Origin of the sequence: Hydrogenophaga sp. ANAO-22 (genome assembly GCF_042466645.1) — a bacterium.
In the GTDB taxonomy this organism is placed as follows: domain Bacteria; phylum Pseudomonadota; class Gammaproteobacteria; order Burkholderiales; family Burkholderiaceae_C; genus Hydrogenophaga.
On record NZ_CP159956.1, the window covers coordinates 4,501,180 to 4,520,381 of the forward strand.

General features: G+C 69.2%; 17 protein-coding genes. 12 read left to right on the forward strand and 5 right to left on the reverse strand.

Annotated elements, in window-relative coordinates:
- Window positions 1-6 precede the first annotated feature (6 nt).
- The 3 genes from ABSY19_RS21730 to ABSY19_RS21740 are packed head-to-tail and all read right to left on the reverse strand — an operon-like array spanning window position 7 to window position 1,232.
- Window positions 7-312, reverse strand: a complete 306-nt coding sequence (locus ABSY19_RS21730; RefSeq protein ID WP_382155716.1) for an urease subunit beta — start codon at window positions 310-312, stop codon at window positions 7-9.
- A gap of 4 nt (window positions 313-316) precedes the next feature.
- The gene (locus tag ABSY19_RS21735) at window positions 317-904 is read right to left on the reverse strand and encodes a HupE/UreJ family protein (protein WP_382155719.1); all 588 of its coding nucleotides are present in this window, start codon (window positions 902-904) and stop codon (window positions 317-319) included.
- A gap of 25 nt (window positions 905-929) precedes the next feature.
- Entirely contained in the window at window positions 930-1,232 is a 303-nt protein-coding gene (locus ABSY19_RS21740; protein WP_382155722.1) for an urease subunit gamma, read from the reverse strand.
- A 116-nt stretch (window positions 1,233-1,348) separates the two neighbouring features.
- Here ABSY19_RS21740 and ABSY19_RS21745 point away from each other — a divergent pair, with 116 nt between their 5' ends.
- The 12 genes from ABSY19_RS21745 to ABSY19_RS21800 all read left to right on the forward strand — a co-directional run bounded on the left by ABSY19_RS21745 (window position 1,349) and on the right by ABSY19_RS21800 (window position 16,535).
- The gene (locus ABSY19_RS21745) at window positions 1,349-4,894 is read left to right on the forward strand and encodes an ATP-binding protein (protein ID WP_382155725.1); all 3,546 of its coding nucleotides are present in this window, start codon (window positions 1,349-1,351) and stop codon (window positions 4,892-4,894) included.
- A complete protein-coding gene (locus ABSY19_RS21750; protein ID WP_382163894.1) occupies window positions 4,878-5,891 on the forward strand; it encodes a response regulator in 1,014 nt (337 codons plus the stop codon). Before ABSY19_RS21745 ends, ABSY19_RS21750 begins: the two co-directional genes overlap by 17 nt.
- Before the next feature lie 54 nt (window positions 5,892-5,945).
- The gene (locus ABSY19_RS21755) at window positions 5,946-7,271 is read left to right on the forward strand and encodes a cache domain-containing protein (RefSeq protein ID WP_382155728.1); all 1,326 of its coding nucleotides are present in this window, start codon (window positions 5,946-5,948) and stop codon (window positions 7,269-7,271) included.
- Entirely contained in the window at window positions 7,268-7,897 is a 630-nt protein-coding gene (locus ABSY19_RS21760) for a response regulator (RefSeq protein ID WP_382155731.1), read from the forward strand. Before ABSY19_RS21755 ends, ABSY19_RS21760 begins: the two co-directional genes overlap by 4 nt.
- Window positions 7,898-8,027: 130 nt before the next feature.
- Complete coding sequence (locus tag ABSY19_RS21765) at window positions 8,028-10,100, forward strand: carbon starvation CstA family protein (RefSeq protein ID WP_382155734.1); 2,073 nt, start codon at window positions 8,028-8,030, stop codon at window positions 10,098-10,100.
- 25 nt (window positions 10,101-10,125) lie between these two features.
- On the forward strand, window positions 10,126-10,320 hold the full coding sequence (locus ABSY19_RS21770; protein ID WP_382163902.1) for a YbdD/YjiX family protein: 195 nt from the start codon (window positions 10,126-10,128) through the stop codon (window positions 10,318-10,320).
- A gap of 152 nt (window positions 10,321-10,472) precedes the next feature.
- Window positions 10,473-11,762 (forward strand): urea ABC transporter substrate-binding protein, encoded by a 1,290-nt coding sequence (gene urtA, locus ABSY19_RS21775; RefSeq protein ID WP_382155737.1) that lies wholly within the window; start codon window positions 10,473-10,475, stop codon window positions 11,760-11,762.
- 151 nt (window positions 11,763-11,913) lie between these two features.
- Window positions 11,914-13,509 (forward strand): urea ABC transporter permease subunit UrtB, encoded by a 1,596-nt coding sequence (urtB, locus tag ABSY19_RS21780; protein WP_382155740.1) that lies wholly within the window; start codon window positions 11,914-11,916, stop codon window positions 13,507-13,509.
- Window positions 13,506-14,624, forward strand: a complete 1,119-nt coding sequence (gene urtC / locus ABSY19_RS21785) for an urea ABC transporter permease subunit UrtC (protein WP_382155743.1) — start codon at window positions 13,506-13,508, stop codon at window positions 14,622-14,624. Before urtB ends, urtC begins: the two co-directional genes overlap by 4 nt.
- On the forward strand, window positions 14,621-15,496 hold the full coding sequence (gene urtD / locus ABSY19_RS21790; RefSeq protein ID WP_382155746.1) for an urea ABC transporter ATP-binding protein UrtD: 876 nt from the start codon (window positions 14,621-14,623) through the stop codon (window positions 15,494-15,496). Before urtC ends, urtD begins: the two co-directional genes overlap by 4 nt.
- A 5-nt stretch (window positions 15,497-15,501) precedes the next feature.
- A complete protein-coding gene (gene urtE / locus ABSY19_RS21795; protein WP_382155749.1) occupies window positions 15,502-16,194 on the forward strand; it encodes an urea ABC transporter ATP-binding subunit UrtE in 693 nt (230 codons plus the stop codon).
- 134 nt (window positions 16,195-16,328) lie between these two features.
- On the forward strand, window positions 16,329-16,535 hold the full coding sequence (locus ABSY19_RS21800) for a hypothetical protein (RefSeq protein WP_291121965.1): 207 nt from the start codon (window positions 16,329-16,331) through the stop codon (window positions 16,533-16,535).
- Window positions 16,536-16,553: 18 nt separating this feature from the next.
- On the opposite strand, the gene ABSY19_RS21805 is transcribed toward ABSY19_RS21800, so the two are convergent.
- Both ABSY19_RS21805 and ABSY19_RS21810 read right to left on the reverse strand, forming a co-directional pair.
- Complete coding sequence (locus tag ABSY19_RS21805; protein ID WP_382155752.1) at window positions 16,554-17,546, reverse strand: Bug family tripartite tricarboxylate transporter substrate binding protein; 993 nt, start codon at window positions 17,544-17,546, stop codon at window positions 16,554-16,556.
- Window positions 17,547-17,577: 31 nt separating this feature from the next.
- On the reverse strand, window positions 17,578-19,200 hold the full coding sequence (locus ABSY19_RS21810; protein ID WP_382155755.1) for an indolepyruvate oxidoreductase subunit beta family protein: 1,623 nt from the start codon (window positions 19,198-19,200) through the stop codon (window positions 17,578-17,580).
- Window positions 19,201-19,202: the final 2 nt, after the last annotated feature.

Sequence of the window (19,202 nt, forward strand, 5' to 3'; positions counted from 1 at the left end):
TGTCTTTCAGAGGGCGCTTTGGGTCAGGCCACGGAAGCCGTACACGATGCGGTCGCCCGCGTAGTCCACCAGCTCGACGGTGCGCTGCTGGCCGGGCTCGAACCGCACGGCGGTGCCGCTGGCGATGTTCAGCCGCATGCCGCGCGCGGCGTCTCGGTCGAAGTCGAGCGCGCCATTGGTTTCGGCGAAGTGGTAGTGCGAGCCGACCTGGATCGGGCGGTCGGCGCCGTTCTTCACCACCAGGGTGATCGTGCGCCGGCCGGGGTTGAGCGGGTGCTCGCCCGCGTCGGTGAAGAGTTCGCCGGGGATCATGGCTTCAGCCCGCCAGCAGGGACCAGCCCATGTTCAGGCCCATCAGCGCCACCACGCCGCCGGCCACGCGCGGCAGCCAGTGGTTGGCGCGCTTCAGGCCCAGGCCCATGCCGATGCCCACCGCGTGCAGCACGGCCGTGCCCAGCACCATGCCGGCCAGGGCCGCGCCATCGGCCAGCTCCTGTCCGTGCGCCGCGCCGTGGAACAGCGCGAAGGCCCCCACCAGCACCGCGCCCGCCGCCTCGGGCAGCTTCACCTGCGCGGCCAGCAGCAGGCCCACCACCAGCATGGAGGCCGCGATCATCGGCTCGATGGCGGGGAAGGCCACGCCCGCCTGCGCCATCAGCGCGCCGGCCAGCAGCAGGGCGGCGAACGACACCGGTGCGACCCACAGGCGTTTCGTGGTCATGGCGCTCCACACGCCCACGGCCAGCATGGCGGCGAGGTGGTCCAGCCCGGTGATGGGGTGCAGGAAACCGGTGAGGAAACCGCCGTGGTCGTGCGCATCGCCCACATGGGCGGCGGCGGAGAACGACAGGGCGGCGAGGGTGAGGGCGGGCAGGGCGCGCTTGAGGAAGAAGGCGAAAGTCATGGGGTCTCCTGAATCCTGAATGGGGTCACACGATCGGCTGGTGCACCGTGACGAGTTTGGTGCCGTCGGGGAAGGTGGCTTCCACCTGGATGTCCGGGATCATCTCGGCGATGCCGTCCATCACGTCGGCGCGGGTGAGCACGCTGCGGCCTTCGCTCATCAGCTGAGCCACGGTCTTGCCGTCGCGCGCGCCCTCCATCACGGCCGCGCTGATCAGCGCCACCGATTCGGGGTAGTTGAGCTTGAGGCCGCGCGCCTTGCGCCGCTCGGCCAGCAAGGCGGCGGTGAAGATCAGCAGCTTGTCTTTCTCTCGGGGCGTGAGTTCCATGGTGGTGCGCGATCGTCAAGGGAGCCTGAGCATACAAGTTGCCCTGGAATCAGCAATTCCCGTGCCCCAGGCCCGGCGTGGCATGAAAGCTGCGAAATCCCGGTGTGAACCCCGCCGTGCCCCCACCGCCTTCCCCGCCCGCCAGCGCCCCGCCGCCGGCCGGGCAGGACGCGCCGCAGCGCATCATCAAGGTGCGCCGCGACTACAACAGCTGGGTCGGCAGCGAGACCATGGAGGACTACGCGCTGCGCTACACGCCGCAGCGTTTCCGCAAATGGAGCGAGTGGCGGGTGGCCAACACCGCGTTCGGCGCCGCCTCCTTCCTGATCCTCGAGGCCGTGGGTGCCACGCTGCTGGTGCAGTACGGCTTCGTCAACGCCGCGCTGGCCATCCTCTGCACCGGCCTCATCATCTTCCTGGGCGGCCTGCCCATCAGCGTCTACGCCGCGCGCCATGGGGTGGACATGGACCTGCTCACGCGCGGCGCGGGCTTCGGCTACATCGGCTCGACCATCACCTCGCTGATCTACGCGTCCTTCACCTTCATCTTCTTCGCGCTCGAAGCGGCGGTGATGGCCTACGCGCTCGAACTCGCGCTCGACATCCCGCCCGCCTGGGGCTACCTGATCTGCGCGCTGGTGGTCATCCCCCTCGTGACGCACGGTGTCTCGGTCATCAGCCGCTTCCAGGTCTGGACCCAGCCGCTGTGGGTCGTGATGATGGTGGTGCCTTTTGGGGCGGTGGCCTGGATGGCGCCCGAGACCTTCACCAACGTGGTGCGGTACGGGGGCGAATCTGGTGCGGGCGCGGTGTTCGACTGGCACCTGTTTGGTGCAGCGCTCACGGTGGGCATCGCGCTCATCACGCAGATGGGCGAGCAGGCCGACTACCTGCGCTTCATGCCCGCGAAGGAGCCCGGCCACGCGCTGCGCTGGTGGCTGGGCGTGCTCGCCGGCGGGCCGGGCTGGGTGGTACTGGGCGTGGTCAAGATGCTGGGCGGCGCGCTGCTGGCCTACCTGGCCATCAGCCACATGGTGCCGCCCGAGCGCGCGGTGGACCCCAACCAGATGTACCTCGCGGCCTACGAGTTCGTGTTCGCCGACTACGGCTGGGCGGTGGCGGCCACGGCGCTGTTCGTGGTGGTCTCGCAGCTCAAAATCAACGTCACCAACGCCTACGCGGGCTCGCTGGCCTGGAGCAATTTCTTCTCGCGCATCACGCACAGCCACCCCGGCCGCGTGGTGTGGGTGGTGTTCAACACGCTGATCGCCTTCATGCTGATGGAGATGAACGTGTTCCAGGCGCTGGGCGAGGTGCTGGGCCTGTACTCCAACATCGCCATCGCCTGGATCATGGCGGTGGTCGCCGACCTCGTGATCAACAAGCCGCTGGGCTGGTCGCCCAAGGGCATCGAGTTCAAGCGCGCCTACCTGTACGACATCAACCCCGTCGGCGTGGGCGCCATGGGCCTGGCCTCGGCGCTGTCCATCGTGGCCCACATGGGCCTGCTGGGGGCGACGGCGCAGGCGTTCTCGGCGGTGATCGCGATGGTGACGGCGCTCATCACCGCACCGGTGATCGCGTGGTTGACCCAGGGGCGTTACTACATCGCCAGAAGCGGTGGAGAGGTGCCGCCAGGCGCACCGCGGATCTGGCTCCGCCAGGCCGCCAGTGCGGCCCCCCTTCAGGGGGGTGACGCCGCAGGCGGCGCGGGGGGTGTTGTCCAAACCTGTGTGATCTGTGAACGCGAGTACGAGGCGCCTGACATGGCGCACTGTCCTGCGTACCAGGGCCACATCTGTTCGCTGTGCTGCACGCTCGACGCGCGCTGCGGCGACCTCTGCAAGCCGCATGCGCGCCTGTCCGAGCAGTGGATGGGCGCCTTGCGCCGCGTGCTGCCGCGCCGCGTGTGGCCCTACCTGGAAGCGGGCCTGGCGCACTACCTGCTGCTCATGATGATCGTGGCGCCGGTGCTCGCGGCCGTGCTGGGCCTGCTCTACCGGCAGGAGGTGGAAGGCCTGGCCCAGGGCCTGGGCGTGGCGGCCAACACCTCGCTGCTCGACGCCGCGCTGCGCTCGGGCTTCGTGCGCGTGTACGCGGTGTTGCTGCTGATCGCCGCCACCGTGGCCTGGTGGCTGGTGCTCGCGCACAAGAGCCGCGAGGTGGCGCAGGAAGAATCCAACCGGCAGACGCGCCTGCTGATGCAGGAGATCGAGTCACACCAGCGCACCGACGAGGCGCTGCAGCAGGCGCGGCGCGCGGCCGAGCAGGCCAACCAGGCCAAGACGCGCTACATCTCGACCATCAGCCACGAGCTGCGCACGCCGCTCAACAGCATCCTGGGTTACGCCCAGCTGCTGCAGGAAGACCCCGGCGTGGCGCCGCACCGCGCGCAGGCCATCCGCGTGATCCACCGCGGCGGCGAACACCTGCTCTCGCTGATCGACGGCACGCTGGACATCGCGCGCATCGAATCCGGCAAGCTCGCGCTCGACGTGCGGCCCATGGCGTTTGCCGACGCCATGCGCGAGGTCGCCAGCATGTTCGAGCTGCAGGCGGCGGCCAAGGGCCTGCGCTTCTCGTTCGACACCGGCAGCCGCCTGCCCGACACCGTGCGCGCCGACGAGAAGCGCCTGCGCCAGATCCTCATCAACCTGCTGGGCAACGCGGTGAAGTTCACCCGCAGCGGCGAGGTGCGGCTGCGCGTGGCGCACGCGCGCGAGATGGCGCAGTTCGAGGTGCACGACACCGGGCCCGGCATGAACCCGCAGGACCTGGATCGCGTGTTCGAGCCCTTCGCGCGCGGGCAGGGCGAGGCCGGTGTGCACGGCACGGCCACCGGCACCGGCCTGGGCCTGACCATCGCCAAGATGCTCGCCGACCTCATGGGCGGCGAGATGACGGTGCGCAGCACCCCGGGCCAGGGCTCGGTGTTCACGGTGCGCCTGTTCCTGCCCGAGCTGCACGGCGTGCAGCTGCCCGCGCCGACCGCGGTGCCGCAACACGCCGGCTACCAGGGCGCGCGCCGCCGCGTGCTGGTGGTGGACAACGAAGAGGCCGACCGCGAACTGCTCGCGCGCTGGCTTGCGCCCCTGGGTTTCGAAGTGATGCTCGCCACCAGCGGCCACGACGCGCTGGCCCTGCTTGATGGCCTGCAGCCCGGCGAGCCCGGCGCGCCGCACGCGGTCTTCATGGACCTGGCCATGCCCGGCATCGACGGCTGGGAGACGCTGCGCCGCCTGCGCGCGCGCGGCTGGGGCGCGGTGCCGATGGCCATCGTCTCGGCCAATGCCTTCGACAAGGGACTGGAGAACGACCTCGGCCACCGCCCGCAGGACTTCTTCGTCAAGCCGGTGCGGCGCGAGGACCTGCTGGGCTGGCTCGGCCAGCGCCTGTCGCTGGCCTGGATCACCGAAGCCGCGCCCGAGCGCGACGGGGCGCCGGTGGCCGCCGCGGCGCCCGCGACGAGGGACGAACTCGAACCCCTGCTGGAACTGGTGCGCCTGGGCTACTACAAGGGCATCGTGCAGTGGCTGGACGAATGGGTGCAGCGCCGCCCCGAACAGGCCGCGTTCGCGCAGGGCCTGCGCACGCTGGCGCGCGAATTCCGTTTTGAAACCATCGAACAGCAACTGCTGCAACACCATGTCGCACCCGGTTGAAACCCCGGCGCCATCGACCGCGCGGCCGCTCACGGACGCGCTGGTGGTGCTCATCGTCGACGACGTGCCCGACAACGTCGCGCCCCTGCACGACGCGCTGGACGAGGCGGGCTACACCGTGCTCGTGGCGCTGGACGGCGAGAGCGCCATCCGCCGCGCCACCCAGGCCCTGCCCGACGTGGTGCTGCTCGACGCCGTGATGCCCGGCCTGGACGGCTTCGAGGTCGCGCGCCGGCTCAAGGCGCAGCCGGCCACGGCGCACATCCCCATCATTTTCATGACGGGCCTGACCGACACCGAGCACCTGGTGGCCGCGCTCGACGCGGGCGGCGCCGACTACGTGACCAAACCGATCAAGCCGCGCGAGGTGATGGCGCGCATGGGCGTGCACCTGCGCAGCGCGCGCCACGCGCGCCAAGGCGCGGTGGAGCGCAGCCAGGCGCGCAACGCGCTCGACGCCTTCGGCTACGCCACCATCACCGTGCGCGAGCGCGACGGCCGCCTGATGTGGCAGACGCCGCTGGCGCGCGACCTGCTGCGCCACCACTGCGGCACCGAAGCGCCGACCACGCCACCGGCCGTGCTGCAGTGGCTGCGCCGCCACCTCGGCGAAGCGCTGGCGCAGCGCGAGCCGCCGCGCCTCACGCTGGAGAACGGCCCGCGCCGCCTCACCTTCCGCCTGCACCAGTGCGTGGGCGACGAGGTCAACGGCGAGGGCGGCGACTGGCTCATCGTGATGCAGGAGACTTCGGACGCCAGCGTGCTCTCCGGCCTGGCCGCCGCCTTCGGCCTCACCGCGCGCGAGGCCGAGGTGCTGTACTGGGTGGTCAAGGGCAAGATCAACCGCGACATCGGCGACATCCTGGGCGCCAGCCCGGCCACGGTGAAGAAACACCTGGAGCGCATCCACGCCAAGCTGGGGGTGGAGACGCGCACGGCCGCGGCTGCCATGGCGATGGCCCGGGTGCCCCAACTGCAGCCGCAGCACGCCGGCTGAGCCGCCCCCGCCGGGATCGGAGGACAATCGCGCCACGGCGCCCATTCCCCTCCGATGCGACTGCGAACCAAGATCCTCCTGCTGGCCATCCTGCCGCTGCTGGCCTCGCTCGTGCTCATCGCGCTGGCCGTGCAGCACCAGGAGCGCGATCTGGCCAGGCGCGAATACGCCCTGGTGGAGCGCACCTACCTGGAGGCGCGGCGCGCCGAGCTGCGCAACTACGTGGCCCTGGCCGCCAGCACCGTGCAGCCGCTGTACGACCGGGGCGGCAACGAGGCGGCGGACCGCGAGCAGGCGCTGCGCCTGCTGGCCTCGCTGGACTACGGCCGCGACGGCTATTTCTTCGTCTACGACCTGAAGGGCCGCGTGCTCATGCATTCGCGCCAGCCCGAGCTGGTGGGACAGAACCTGTGGGAACTGCGCGACCCCCAGGGCCGGCCCACGATCCAGCGCCTGATTGCCCAGGCGCGCGCGGGCGGCGGTTTCGTGGACTACCTGTGGCGCCAGCCTTCCAGCGGGAAGGACACGCCCAAGCTGGGTTATGTGATGGCCTACGAGCGCTGGGGCTGGATGCTGGGCACCGGGCTCTACCTCGACGGCATCCAGGCCACGCTCACGCGCATCGAAGGCGAGGCCAACCGCAACATCGCCACCACGCTGCTGTGGATCGCCGGCATCGCGGTGTTCGGCATCGCGCTGATCAGCGCCAGCGGCCTCGCGCTGAACCTGAGCGAGCACCGCGTGGCCGAGAACAAGCTGCGCCTGCTGGCGCGGCAGGTGCAGCAGTCGCAGGAAGACGAGCGCGCCCGCCTCGCGCGCGAGCTGCACGACGGCATCAGCCAGACCCTGGTGTCCACCAAGCTGCTGGTGGAGGCCGGGGCGGATACCCGCGACCCCGAGCCGCTGGCGAAGGCGCTGCAAGGGCTCAACCACACCCTGGTGGAAGTGCGCCGCCTCTCGCACGCCCTGCGCCCGGCGCTGCTCGACACCCTGGGCCTGCCCGCCGCGCTGCAGCACCTGGGCCAGGAATTCGAGGACGCCATCGGCCTGCCGGTGGCGGTGCGCATCGAAGGCACCGAGCGCGAACTGCCCGACGAGGTGAAGACCGCGCTGTTCCGCGTGGCGCAGGAGAGCCTGACCAACGTAGCCAAACACGCGCAGGCCGGGCAGGTGGAGCTGGTGCTGGCCTTCGGACCGGGCAGCACCGTGCGCATGAGCGTCACCGACGACGGCCAGGGCTTCGACAGCGCGGCCGTGCACCTGCACCCCGAGCGCGGCATCGGCCTGCGCAACATGCGCGAGCGCCTGGCCGCGATCGGCGGGCGGCTGAGCATCCAGGCCGAACCCGGCCACGGCACCCAGATCGAGGCATCGATATGAACGACACCATCCGCATCCTTCTGGTCGACGACCACCCCATGGTGCGCGAGGGTCTGCGCGCGCGCCTCTCCAGCGTGGCGCAGCTGGCGGTGGTGGGGGAGGCCGGCGACGCCGCCGAAGCCCTGCGCCTGCTCGACGGCCTGGTGGTGGACGTGGTGCTGCAGGACGTGGGCCTCAAGGATGGCAACGGCATCGATCTGGCCAGCACCATGCTCGCGCGCTGGCCCGATGTTTGCGTGCTGATGTTCAGCATGTACGACAACCCGGAGTATGTGCACCGGGCGCTCCAGGCTGGTGCGCGCGGCTATGTGCTGAAGGACGCGCCGGCCAGCGAAATCGTGGCCGCCATCGAGGCGGTGGTCGCGGGCGGCACCTTCCTCAGTCCCGGGGTGTCGCGCCGGCTGTTCCGCAACCAGCAGCCGCGCCCCTTGCTGACGCCGCGCGAGAGCCAGATCCTGAGTGCGCTGGGCCGGGGCCAGTCCAGCAAGCAGATCGCTCAAGCTCTGGACCTGAGCGTGCGCACGGTGGAAGCGCATCGGCAGAGCATCCGGCGCAAGCTGGAGCTGGAAGGGCAGGCCGAGCTCATCCGGTACGCGGTTGAGCACGCCCGCGACGTTTCACCCTGAGTTCGACCCTTACGTAAAACCACTTGGTCCGGCGCGCGGTGCAACGGATGCGCCCTTGCGCCCGGTTGCCGATACTGCCCGTCGCACGGCGGCCCGAATCGGCGAGGCCGCGGCACAAGAGGAGACAAGCATGTCTGGACTGGGTCGCCACCTGGGGTGGTTTTTCGTGGCCGTGCTGGGCGCTTTCGCGCTCGCGGCCGTGGCGCTGGGACGGGGTGAAGCCGTCAGCGCCCTCTGGGTGGTGGTCGCCTCGGTCTGCGTCTACCTGATCGCCTACCGCTACTACAGCCTCTTCCTGGCCACCAAGGTGCTCGGCCTGGACGGCACGCGCATGACGCCGGCCTGGCGCCACAACGATGGGCTGGACTACGTGCCCACGCACAAGTACGTGCTGTACGGCCACCACTTCGCCGCCATCGCTGGCGCCGGCCCGCTGGTGGGCCCGGTGCTGGCCGCGCAGATGGGCTACCTGCCCGGCCTGCTGTGGATTCTGGCCGGCGTGGTCTTCGCCGGCGCGGTGCAGGACTTCATCGTGCTGTTCATCTCCACGCGCCGCGACGGCCGCTCGCTGGGCGACCTGATCAAGCAGGAAATGGGCACCGTGCCGGGCCTGATCGCGCTGTTCGGTGCCTTCATGATCATGATCATCATCCTCGCGGTGCTGGCGCTGATCGTGGTGAAGGCCCTGGCCGAATCGCCCTGGGGCACCTTCACCGTGGCGGCCACCATTCCGGTGGCGCTGTTCATGGGCGTGTACCTGCGCTTCATCCGGCCCGGTCGCATCGGCGAGGTCTCCATCATCGGCTTCGTGCTGCTGATGCTGGCCATCGTGGGCGGCCAGTGGGTGCACGAGAGCCCGACCTGGGCGCCGCTGTTCACCTACGACGGCAAGGCCCTGACCTGGATGCTGATCGGCTACGGCTTCGTCGCCGCTTCCATTCCCGTGTGGCTGCTGCTGGCGCCGCGCGACTACCTCTCCACCTTCCTCAAGATCGGCACCATCGTCGCGTTGGCCATCGGCATCGTCGTCGTCGCGCCGCCGCTGCAGATGCCGGCGGTCACCCAGTTCGCGGCCGGCGACGGCCCGGTCTGGTCGGGCAACCTGTTCCCCTTCCTGTTCATCACCATCGCCTGCGGCGCGGTCTCGGGCTTCCATGCGCTGATCTCCTCGGGCACCACGCCCAAGATGCTGGACAACGAAGTCAACGCGCGCTTCATCGGCTACGGTGGCATGCTGGCCGAATCCTTCGTTGCCGTGATGGCGCTGGTGGCGGCCTCGTGCATCGAGCCCGGCATCTACTTCGCGATGAACAGCCCGGCCGCCCTGGTGGGCAGCACGCCCGAAGCGGTGGCGCAGACGCTCTCCACCTGGGGCTTCGTGATCACGCCCGAGATGCTGGTGCAGACCGCCAAGGACGTGGGTGAGAACACCATCCTGGCGCGCGCCGGTGGCGCGCCCACGCTGGCCGTGGGCATGGCGCACATCCTGCACCAGGTGGTGGGCGGCCAGACCATGATGGCCTTCTGGTACCACTTCGCCATCCTGTTCGAAGCGCTGTTCATCCTGACGGCCGTGGACGCCGGCACGCGCGCCGGCCGCTTCATGCTGCAGGACCTGATGGGCAGCTTCGTGCCCGCGCTCAAGCGCACCGATTCGCTGCCCGCCAACCTGATCGCCACCGGCCTGTGCGTGGCGGCCTGGGGCTACTTCCTGTACCAGGGCGTGGTCGATCCGCTGGGCGGCATCAACACGCTGTGGCCGCTGTTCGGCATCGCCAACCAGATGCTCGCCGCCGTGGCGCTGATGTTGGGCACCGTGGTGCTGTTCAAGATGAAGAAGGACCGCTACGCCTGGGTCACCATCGTGCCGGCGATCGTGCTGCTGGTCTGCACGCTCACCGCGGGCTGGCTCAAGATCTTCTCGGCCGACGTGAAGGTGGGCTTCCTCTCCAACGCCAGCCGCTACGCCGAGGCGCTGCAGAACGGCGTGCTGCTGGCGCCGGCCAAGACGCCCGAGGCCATGTCGCGCATCGTCTTCAACAACCGCCTGGACGCCGTGTTGTGCGCGCTGTTCATGTTCGTGGTGCTCAGCGTGCTGTTCTACAGCGTGAAGAGCGTGCTCAAGGCGCGCGCCGAGCGCAAGCCGAGCGTGGCCGAAACCCCCTACGAGGCGCTGCCGGCCGGCGCCAGCGTCGGTGGCTGATCCCGCCGCCACCGGCGCGGGCGGCCTGCTCGACGACCTCGGGCGGGCCGGGCGCTACCTCACGCAGAGCCTGCGCCTCATGGTCGGCGTGCCCGACTACGGCAGCTACGTGAAGCACATGCGGGCCACGCACCCGGACCAGGAGCCGATGAACTACGAGGCGTTCTTCCGCGAACGCCAGGCCGCGCGCTACGGCTCCGCCACCGGGCGCTGCTGCTGACGTCGGCGCCAGCGGCGTACGCCACGTGGCGTACATACGCCATCCAGGGTCTTCCCTAGCATCCAGTTGTCCGTCGAGCACCGCCTGAAGAAGGCGGGCCGGCGGCGCCCAACACCCCTTCCAAGGGACCCCTGGAACACTGGAGAAGCGCCATGTCGAAGACCCCCCAAAACGCCCGCCGATTCACCCTCAAGACCCTGGCCGCCGCGGCCACGGTCGCCACGCTCGGCTTCACCGGTCTGAGCGCCCACGCCCAGGAGACCATCAAGGTCGGCGTGCTGCACAGCCTCTCGGGCACCATGGCCATTTCGGAAACCGTGCTCAAGGACACGGTGCTGATGGCCATCGACGAGATCAACGCCAAGGGCGGCGTGCTCGGCAAGAAGCTCGAACCCGTGGTGGTGGACCCGGCCTCCAACTGGCCGCTGTTCGCCGAGAAGACCAAGCAGCTGCTCACGCAGGACAAGGTCGCCGTGATCTTCGGCTGCTGGACCTCGGTGTCGCGCAAGTCGGTGCTGCCGGTGGTGGAAGAGGCCAACGGCCTGCTGTTCTACCCGGTGCAGTACGAAGGCGAAGAGCTGAGCAAGAACGTGTTCTACACCGGTGCCGCGCCCAACCAGCAGGCCATTCCCGCTGTGGAATACCTGATGAGCAAGGACGGCGGCTCGGCCAAGCGCTGGGTGCTGCTGGGCACCGACTACGTCTACCCGCGCACCACCAACAAGATCCTGCGCGCCTTCCTCAAGAGCAAGGGCGTGGCCGATGCCGACATCATGGAGGAGTACACCCCCTTCGGCCATTCGGACTACCAGACCATCATCGCCAACATCAAGAAGTTCGCGTCTGCCGGCAAGAAGACGGCCGTGGTCTCCACCATCAACGGCGATTCCAACGTGCCGTTCTACAAGGAACTGGGCAACGCCGGCCTCTCGGCCAAGGACGTGCCGGTGGTGGCCTTCTCGGTGGGTGAAGAAGAGCTGCGCGGTGTGGACACCAAGCCGCTGGTCGGCCACCTGGCCGCCTGGAACTACTTCATGAGCATCAAGAGCCCGGCCAACACCGAGTTCGTGAAGAAGTGGAGCGCCTACGCCAAGGCGAAGAACATCCCCGGCCACAAGGACAAGCCCCTGACCAACGACCCCATGGAAGCGACCTACATCGGCATCAACATGTGGGCCCAGGCCGTGGCCAAGGCCAAGTCCACCGACACCGACAAGGTCATCGCTGCCATGGCCGGCCAGACCTTCAAGGCGCCGGGTGGCTTCACGAGCACCATGGACAAGGAAAACCACCACCTGCACAAGCCGGTGTTCATCGGCGAGGTGAAGGCCGACGGCCAGTTCAACGTGGTGTGGAAGACGCCTGGCCCGGTGGTCGCCGATCCGTGGAGCGACTACATCGCCGAGAACAAGGGCAAGAAGAACGTGCCGGACAAGAAGTAACTCCCCCTGCGCCGCTGACGCGGCTTCCCCCTCTCTGGCGCGCCTTCGGCGCTGGGAGGGGGACGGCATCTTGGGCCGGCGGAGCCGGACCCTCGATGCCCCTGGTTCTGGCGTGTTGGCGCGCCATCCGGTCTGGCTTTTAGGGATTGATATGAAGATTCGTTGGCTCCGTGTGTTGGGGCTGGGGCTGGCGCTCTGGATGGCGCTCGGCGTGGCCCACGCGCTCACCCCGGCCGACGCGCTCGCGCTGGTGGATGGCGACACCGACACCCGCATCGACACGCTCAACCGCCTGGCCGCCGAGCCCGACGAACGAGCCACTGCGCTGATCAAGGCCATGGCCGACGAGGCCGTGCGCCTGCAGGGCGAGCGGGTGCTCATCGCCGAAGGCGAGGGCGCGATCGACGCCGTGACCGGCGAGAAACTCGCGGCGCTGCCCGAGGACGCCGGCGACATCATGGTCAACAACCGCCTGCGCAGCGCGATGGAGAACGCGCTGGCCGGCATGGAACTGGTGGGCGCGCCGCCCGAGCGCCAGCGCGAAGCGGCCAGCACCCTGCAGCGCACCGCTTTCGAGGAACCCGACACCAGCCAGCTCGCGCTGATCGACAAGGCCCTGGCCGGCGAACTCGACCCGCGCGCGCGCCAGAGCCTGGAGCTGGCGCGGGCGGCGGTGCTGCTGGCGAGCGATGACCCGGCGCAGCGCCTGTCTGCCGCCGAGAAGCTCGGCGAGGCCAAGCAACCCGTCGTGCGCCCGCTGCTGATGGCGCAGATGGAGAAGGAAGAAGACGCCCAGGTGAAGGCGGCTTTGAAGGCGTCCTTGTCCAGCCTGGACACCACGCTGGCCATCGGCAGCGCGCTGGGCCAGGCCTTCACCGGCATCAGCCTGGGCAGCATCCTGCTGCTGGCCGCGCTGGGGCTGGCGATCACCTACGGCCTCATGGGCGTGATCAACATGGCGCACGGCGAGCTGATCATGATCGGCGCCTACGCCACCTGGCTGGTGCAGAGCTTCTTCCGCGCCTCGTTGCCCGAGTACTTCGACTGGTACCTGCTGGTCGCCCTGCCGGTGGCCTTCCTGGCCTCGGGTCTGGTCGGCGCGGCCATGGAGCGCACGGTGATCCGTTTTCTCTACGGCCGGCCGCTCGAGACGCTGCTGGCCACCTGGGGCATCAGCCTGGTGCTGATGCAGGCCGTGCGCAGCCTGTTCGGCGCGCAGAACGTGGGCGTGGAAAACCCCTCGTGGATGAGCGGCGGCATCACCCTGCTGGGCAACCTCAACCTGCCCTGGAACCGCATCATCATCATCGGCTTCGCGCTCGCGGTGCTGCTGGGCGTCACGCTGCTGATCGGCAAGACGCGCCTGGGCCTGTTCGTGCGGGGCGTCACGCAGAACCGCCCCATCGCCTCGTGCATGGGCGTGAACACCGCGCGCATCGACACCTACGCCTTCGCGCTGGGCTCGGGCATTGCCGGCCTGGCCGGCTGCGCGCTGAGCCAGATCGGCAACGTGGGCCCCGACCTCGGGCAGAACTACATCGTGGACTCGTTCATGGTGGTGGTGCTCGGCGGCGTGGGCCAGCTGGCCGGCACGGTGTACGCCGCGCTGGGGCTGGGCATGCTGAACAAGTTCATCGAAGGCTGGGCCGGCGCCGTGCTCGCCAAGATCGCGGTGCTGGTCTTCATCATCGTGTTCATTCAAAAGAGACCTCAGGGCATCTTCGCCATGAAAGGGAGGGAGGCATGAGCGCCCCCGTCGTCCTGCCCTCGCACGGCCCGCTGCTCACGCGCGCCGGCTGGAGCGCCTTCGTGGTCGCGCTGCTGGTGGTCTGTGCCGTGGCGCCGCTGCTCAACCTGTTCGTGCCGGAGGGCAGCGTCTTCCACCTGAGCGACTACATGGTCGGCCTGCTGGGCAAGATCATGTGCTACGCCATCTGCGCGCTGGCCATGGACCTGATCTGGGGCTACACCGGCATCCTGAGCCTGGGTCACGGCCTGTTCTTCGCGCTCGGCGGTTACGTGATGGGCATGTACCTCATGCGCCAGATCGGCACCGACGGCAACTACAAGAGCGAGCTGCCCGACTTCATGGTGTTCCTGGACTGGAAGGAGCTGCCCTGGCACTGGGCGCTGTCCGACAGCTTCATCGCCACGCTGCTGCTGATCGTGCTGGTGCCGGGTCTGGTGGCCTTCGTGTTCGGCTACTTCGCGTTCCGCTCGCGCATCAAGGGCGTGTACTTCTCCATCATCACGCAGGCGCTCACCTTCGCCGCGCTGCTGCTGTTCTTCCGCAACGAGACCGGCTTCGGCGGCAACAACGGCTTCACCGACTTCAAGCGCATCCTCGATCTGCCGCTGGCCACGCAGAACATGCGCATGGCGCTGTTCGTGCTCACCGGCCTCACGCTGCTGGGCTTCTACCTGTTCGCGCGCTGGCTGGTGAAGAGCAAGTTCGGCCGCGTGCTGCAGGCGGTGCGCGACGCCGAGAGCCGCGTGATGTTCTGCGGCTACAACCCGCTGCCCTACAAGCTCACCATCTGGACCATCTCGGCCGTGATGTGCGGCGTGGCCGGCGCGCTCTACGTGCCGCAGGTCGGCATCATCAACCCGGGCGAGATGAGCACGGCCAACAGCATCGAGATCGCGATCTGGGCCGCGGTGGGCGGCCGCGCCACGCTGATCGGCCCCATCCTCGGCGCCTTCATCGTCAACGGCGCCAAGAGCTGGCTCACCGTGACCTTTCCCGAGTACTGGCTGTACGTGCTGGGCGCGCTGTTCATCGTCGTCACGCTCTACCTGCCGCAGGGCGTGGTGGGCCTGGTGAAGAAACTGCGCCCGGCCAAGAAGGGAGACCCGGCATGACGCCCGACCTGATGGAAGAGGGCGCGAAGCGCGCCGAACGCGTGGCCGCGCTGGCCCTGGGCGGTGCGACCGAATCCGGCGGCCGCCAGGCCGGTTTCTCGCGCCCGGTGGTGCGCGGCGAGGTGGACACCACGCACGGCCGCATCCTGTACCTGGAAGACGTGCACGTGAGCTTCGACGGCTTCAAGGCCATCAACGGCCTGAGCCTGGACATCGCGCCCGGCGAGTTGCGCTGCATCATCGGCCCCAACGGCGCGGGCAAGACCACGATGATGGACATCATCACCGGCAAGACCCGGCCCGACGCGGGCCAGGTCTTCTTCGGCAGCACGATCGACCTGCTGCGCTACCGTGAGGCCGAGATCGCCGCCATGGGCATCGGGCGCAAGTTCCAGAAGCCCACGGTGTTCGAGCACCTCAGCGTGTTCGAGAACCTGGAGCTGGCGCTGGCCACGGACAAGCGGGTGCGCCATTCCATGCTGTTTGTGCTCACCGGCGAGGAGAAGGACCGGCTGGGGGAGGTGCTGCACACGATCCACCTGGCCGACAGCGCTTCGCGCCTGGCCGGCAACCTGAGCCATGGGCAGAAGCAGTGGCTGGAGATCGGCATGCTGCTGATGCAGGACCCCAAGCTGCTGTTGCTGGACGAGCCGGTGGCGGGCATGACGGATGAGGAAACGGAGCGCACGGCGCAGCTGTTTCTCTCGCTGAAAGGCAAACATTCGCTGATGGTGGTGGAGCACGACATGAGCTTCATCCGCACCATCTCGGAGAAGGTGACGGTGTTGTGCGATGGGTCTGTGCTGGCCGAAGGCACGCTGGATCAGGTGCAGGCGGATGAACGGGTGATCGAGGTGTACCTCGGAAGGTGAGATCCATGCTGAACGTCAAAGATGTCAACCAGTACTACGGCGGCAGCCACATCCTGCGCAACGTCAGCCTGCAAGCCGAACTCGGCCAGGTGACCGTGGTGCTGGGGCGCAACGGCGTGGGCAAGACCACGCTGCTCAAGTCGCTGATGGGCCTGGTGCCCATCAAGAGCGGCAGCATCGAGCTCGACGGTGTGCCGATCCACAAGGCCACGCCCTACGAGCGCGCGCGCCTGGGCGTGGGTTTCGTGCCGCAAGGCCGCGAGATCTTCGGCCGTCTCACGGTGCACGAGAACCTGCTCATGGGCCTGGCGACGAAGAAGGGTAGCACGCCCATCCCGGCCGAGCTGTTCGAGCTGTTCCCGGTGCTCCAGCAGATGCTGGGCCGCCGGGGCGGTGACCTCTCGGGTGGTCAGCAGCAGCAGCTCGCGATCGCGCGGGCCCTGGCCGCCGGCCCCAAGCTGCTGATCCTGGACGAGCCCACCGAAGGCATCCAGCCCAACATCATCAAGGACATCGGCAAGGTGATCCGCATGCTGGCGGACCGGGGCAACATGGCCATCGTGCTGGTGGAGCAGTACTACGACTTTGCCGAGGCCCTGGCCGACCACTACCTCGTGATGGAGCGCGGCGAGGTGATCGCCAGCGGGCCGGGCAGCGAGATGCAGGCCAAGGGCATCCGGCAGCTGGTGGCGATCTGAGCCGCAGGTCAGGGTGGGTGGAAGGATTTGCCGAAAAGGGGGATGATTCGTCCACGCCCCCCGGACAGTGAGGCGGAGGGCGCGGGAACACCGTTTGCCCGTCCAGGCGCATCACTCACTGCGAGAGGACCGCCATGCACACCCCGCACACCCAGCCCGCCCCCGATCAGGCCCTGGCCGAGCATCCGAAGGACTACTCGGACCCGGAATTGAGGGTCTACACCGACGAGGAGGCCGAGGATATCTTCGACTCCGTGGTGCACTACATGCCCCTCATGCTGCCCGCCATGGGCGTGCTGCAGATCTTCATGCTGGCCTTCATCGCCGTCTACATGGCGTGATGAAGGCCGGCCGCGCGTTCAGTCGGCCGTGATCTTGCGGTCGCGGATGATCGCGCCGAAGCGCTGCGAGTCGTCCATGCCGCGCTTGCCGAATTCGGCGGGCGTGAGCGGCAGGGCTTCGCCACCCAGCGCGGTGATGCGTTCCTTCACGCTGGCGGTGGCCAGGATCTTGTTGACCTCGGCGTTGATGCGCGTGATCACGGCCGGCGGCGTGCCGGCCGGGGCGTAGAAGCCGAACACGGTGTCGGCGTCGAAGCCCTTGAGGCCGGCTTCGTCCAGCGTGGGCACGTCGGGGAACAGCGGCGAGCGCTTGAGGCTGCCCACGGCGAGCAGCTTGGTGCGCCCGGCCTTGGCGTGGGCCAGGCCGATGCCGGGGTCGAAGTAGTAGTCGATCTGCCCGCCCATCAGGTCGTTGAGCGCGGGCGCGGCGCCCCGGTAGGGCACGTGCACGGTGAACATGCCGGTCTGGGCCTTGAGCATCTCGCCCGCGAGGTGGGGCGAGCTGCCGTTGCCGGCCGAGCCGTAGCTCATGCGGCCGGGGTTGGCCTTGGCCATGGCCACCAGTTCCTGCACGTTCTTCACCTCCAGCGTGGGCCGCGCCATCAGGTAGACCAGCACGCGCGCGGCCGAGGCCACGGGGGTGAGGTCTTTCACCGGGTCGAAGCTCATGCGCGAGAGATGCGGGTTGACCGAGACCATGCCGCCCGAGCTCAGCAGCAGGGTGTAGCCGTCGGCGGGCGATTTCGCCACCGCCTCGCCCGCGATGTTGCCGTTGGCACCGGCCCGGTTCTCCACGATCACCGGCTGGCCCAGCGCGGTGGCCAGCGGCGTGGACACCAGGCGCGCGATCTGATCGGCCGCGCCACCGGGCGGGAAACCCACGATGACCTTGAGCGGCTTGTCCGGGAAGGCCTGCGCGAGCGCGCCCGTCACGGTGCCCAGGGTGAGCAGGGCGGTGGCGGCCGCGCGGCGCCAGGGCAGCGAAGACAGGGGGGTGGGGTGGTGCTTCATGCGGGTCTCCTTTGTTGTGAAAAACGGAAAGTCAGGGCGTCGAGGCCGGTTTGGCCTTGAGCCGGGGATTGTGCTGCCAGCGGATCGGCTGTGCCTTGACGGGGCGCGCGGGCGCGCCGTGTTGCCGCAGCGCCTGGTCCAGCGCCTTGCCGGCCTCGTCGCTCAGCGCGGCGTTGCGCGCGGCGGCCACGGCCTGGGCGCGTTGGGTGGCGCTCGCCGGGTCGGCCAGCGCGGGCAGGGCGAGGTGGTCGATGATGTGCAGCAGGTTGTCCTTGCCGCGCTCGTTGGTGCTGCCGTAGCCCTTGATGAGGCGGCCGCACAGCGCCACCTCGTGCGCGAGCGGGGCGTGCATGGCGGCAAGCTGCACCACGGCGTCGACCCAGCGGTCGATCAGCGCCTGCTCGGTGTGGAAGCGGCTGCCCAGCGGGCGCAGGCGCTTGCACGCGGCCAGGCCGCGCAGCGCGAGCATGCCCAGCACCGAGTGCGTGCCGATCTTCAGCGGCAGCGCCCAGGGCCCTTGGCCGGCGGCCACGCGCCGGCGGTCCCAGGCCAGCACGCGCTGCGCCAGGCCCTCGGGCAGCATGGCCGCGAACTCGGGCGCGCCGGGCTTGAAGTGGTCGTACACGCGCAGCAGGTCGTCCTGGCCGGCCTTGGCCTCGCCGCGCACGCGCGCCTGGCGGCTCGCGCGGCTCTTGAGGTCGGCCACCAGCACGATGTCGTCGAACGCCATCCACAGCGCGACCCAGCGCGCCATCTCCACCGTGGTGCGGTGGCCGTGCAGGTTCTTCGGGTCGCCGAGCGTCTCGGCGGCCAGCACGCGGCGCAGGCGCTGGGCATAACGCTCGCCGTAGGCCGCGTTCTGGTACTCGCAGACGCGCGCATGGCCCAGGGCCATGATGCCGTGCGCCTCCAGCGGGAATTCGCGGCGCAGCGCCTCGGGCAGGGCGGTCTGCGGCGGCGCGGGCGCGGCGGCGCCTTCGGTCGCCAGCACCTGTTCCACGTAGGCGGCCTGGGTGCGCTGCGCGTTGACCGCATCGAAGGCGAGCGCGAAGCCGCGCAGGCTGGCCTTGGCGCCGCCGCCGCTCTCGGCGATCACCGCCTCGTAGTCGCGCCGTGCGAAGGGCAGCAGACCGCTGCCCGCGATCGCGCCCAGCATCACCGCGCTGACCACGGTGCCGGCCTGTTTGGTGAGCGCGGCCATGTCGAGCACGTGGCGCGCGAGGCTGTGCTTGTTCACCAGGGCCAGCAGTTCGGCGTTGTCGCGCCGGCCGTCGCCCATCACCATCTTCTCGCCCGTGGTCAGGGCGCGCGCGGACGAGCTGATCACCAGCGTGTGCGTGCTGGAGGCCAGGCCGTTGGTGATCTGGCGGCCGGTTTCGAGCAGCTCGGAGGACACCAGCGCGTCGAGCCGGCCGGGCAGGGGGTTGAGGCCGAACACCGGCCGGCGCCCGCCCAGGTCGGCCGTGGGCACCGGGAAGACCTCCAGGTAGTAGGTGGTGGCGCCGGTGCGCTGCGCCACGCCGGGGATGGAGGTGGCCTGCGCCGGGTAGCCCGCGTGGCGCGCGGTGTCCACCAGCCAGTCGGTGAGGATGCCACCGCCCTCGCCACCGAGGGCGCAGAGCAGCAGGGAAATGGGTTGTTGGGACGTAGGCATGT

What these genes read in the sequence shown, in the direction of transcription:
- urtC (WP_382155743.1), top strand. Translation starts at nt 13,506, where the DNA reads ATGAGCGCCCCCGTCGTCCTGCCCTCGCACGGCCCGCTGCTCACGCGC.
- urtE (WP_382155749.1), top strand. Translation starts at nt 15,502, where the DNA reads ATGCTGAACGTCAAAGATGTCAACCAGTACTACGGCGGCAGCCACATC.
- ABSY19_RS21760 (WP_382155731.1), top strand. Translation starts at nt 7,268, where the DNA reads ATGAACGACACCATCCGCATCCTTCTGGTCGACGACCACCCCATGGTG.
- ABSY19_RS21765 (WP_382155734.1), top strand. Translation starts at nt 8,028, where the DNA reads ATGTCTGGACTGGGTCGCCACCTGGGGTGGTTTTTCGTGGCCGTGCTG.
- urtB (WP_382155740.1), top strand. Translation starts at nt 11,914, where the DNA reads ATGAAGATTCGTTGGCTCCGTGTGTTGGGGCTGGGGCTGGCGCTCTGG.
- ABSY19_RS21735 (WP_382155719.1), bottom strand. Translation starts at nt 904, where the DNA reads ATGACTTTCGCCTTCTTCCTCAAGCGCGCCCTGCCCGCCCTCACCCTC.
- ABSY19_RS21800 (WP_291121965.1), top strand. Translation starts at nt 16,329, where the DNA reads ATGCACACCCCGCACACCCAGCCCGCCCCCGATCAGGCCCTGGCCGAG.
- ABSY19_RS21810 (WP_382155755.1), bottom strand. Translation starts at nt 19,200, where the DNA reads ATGCCTACGTCCCAACAACCCATTTCCCTGCTGCTCTGCGCCCTCGGT.
- ABSY19_RS21805 (WP_382155752.1), bottom strand. Translation starts at nt 17,546, where the DNA reads ATGAAGCACCACCCCACCCCCCTGTCTTCGCTGCCCTGGCGCCGCGCG.
- urtD (WP_382155746.1), top strand. Translation starts at nt 14,621, where the DNA reads ATGACGCCCGACCTGATGGAAGAGGGCGCGAAGCGCGCCGAACGCGTG.
- urtA (WP_382155737.1), top strand. Translation starts at nt 10,473, where the DNA reads ATGTCGAAGACCCCCCAAAACGCCCGCCGATTCACCCTCAAGACCCTG.
- ABSY19_RS21755 (WP_382155728.1), top strand. Translation starts at nt 5,946, where the DNA reads ATGCGACTGCGAACCAAGATCCTCCTGCTGGCCATCCTGCCGCTGCTG.
- ABSY19_RS21740 (WP_382155722.1), bottom strand. Translation starts at nt 1,232, where the DNA reads ATGGAACTCACGCCCCGAGAGAAAGACAAGCTGCTGATCTTCACCGCC.
- ABSY19_RS21730 (WP_382155716.1), bottom strand. Translation starts at nt 312, where the DNA reads ATGATCCCCGGCGAACTCTTCACCGACGCGGGCGAGCACCCGCTCAAC.
- ABSY19_RS21750 (WP_382163894.1), top strand. Translation starts at nt 4,878, where the DNA reads ATGTCGCACCCGGTTGAAACCCCGGCGCCATCGACCGCGCGGCCGCTC.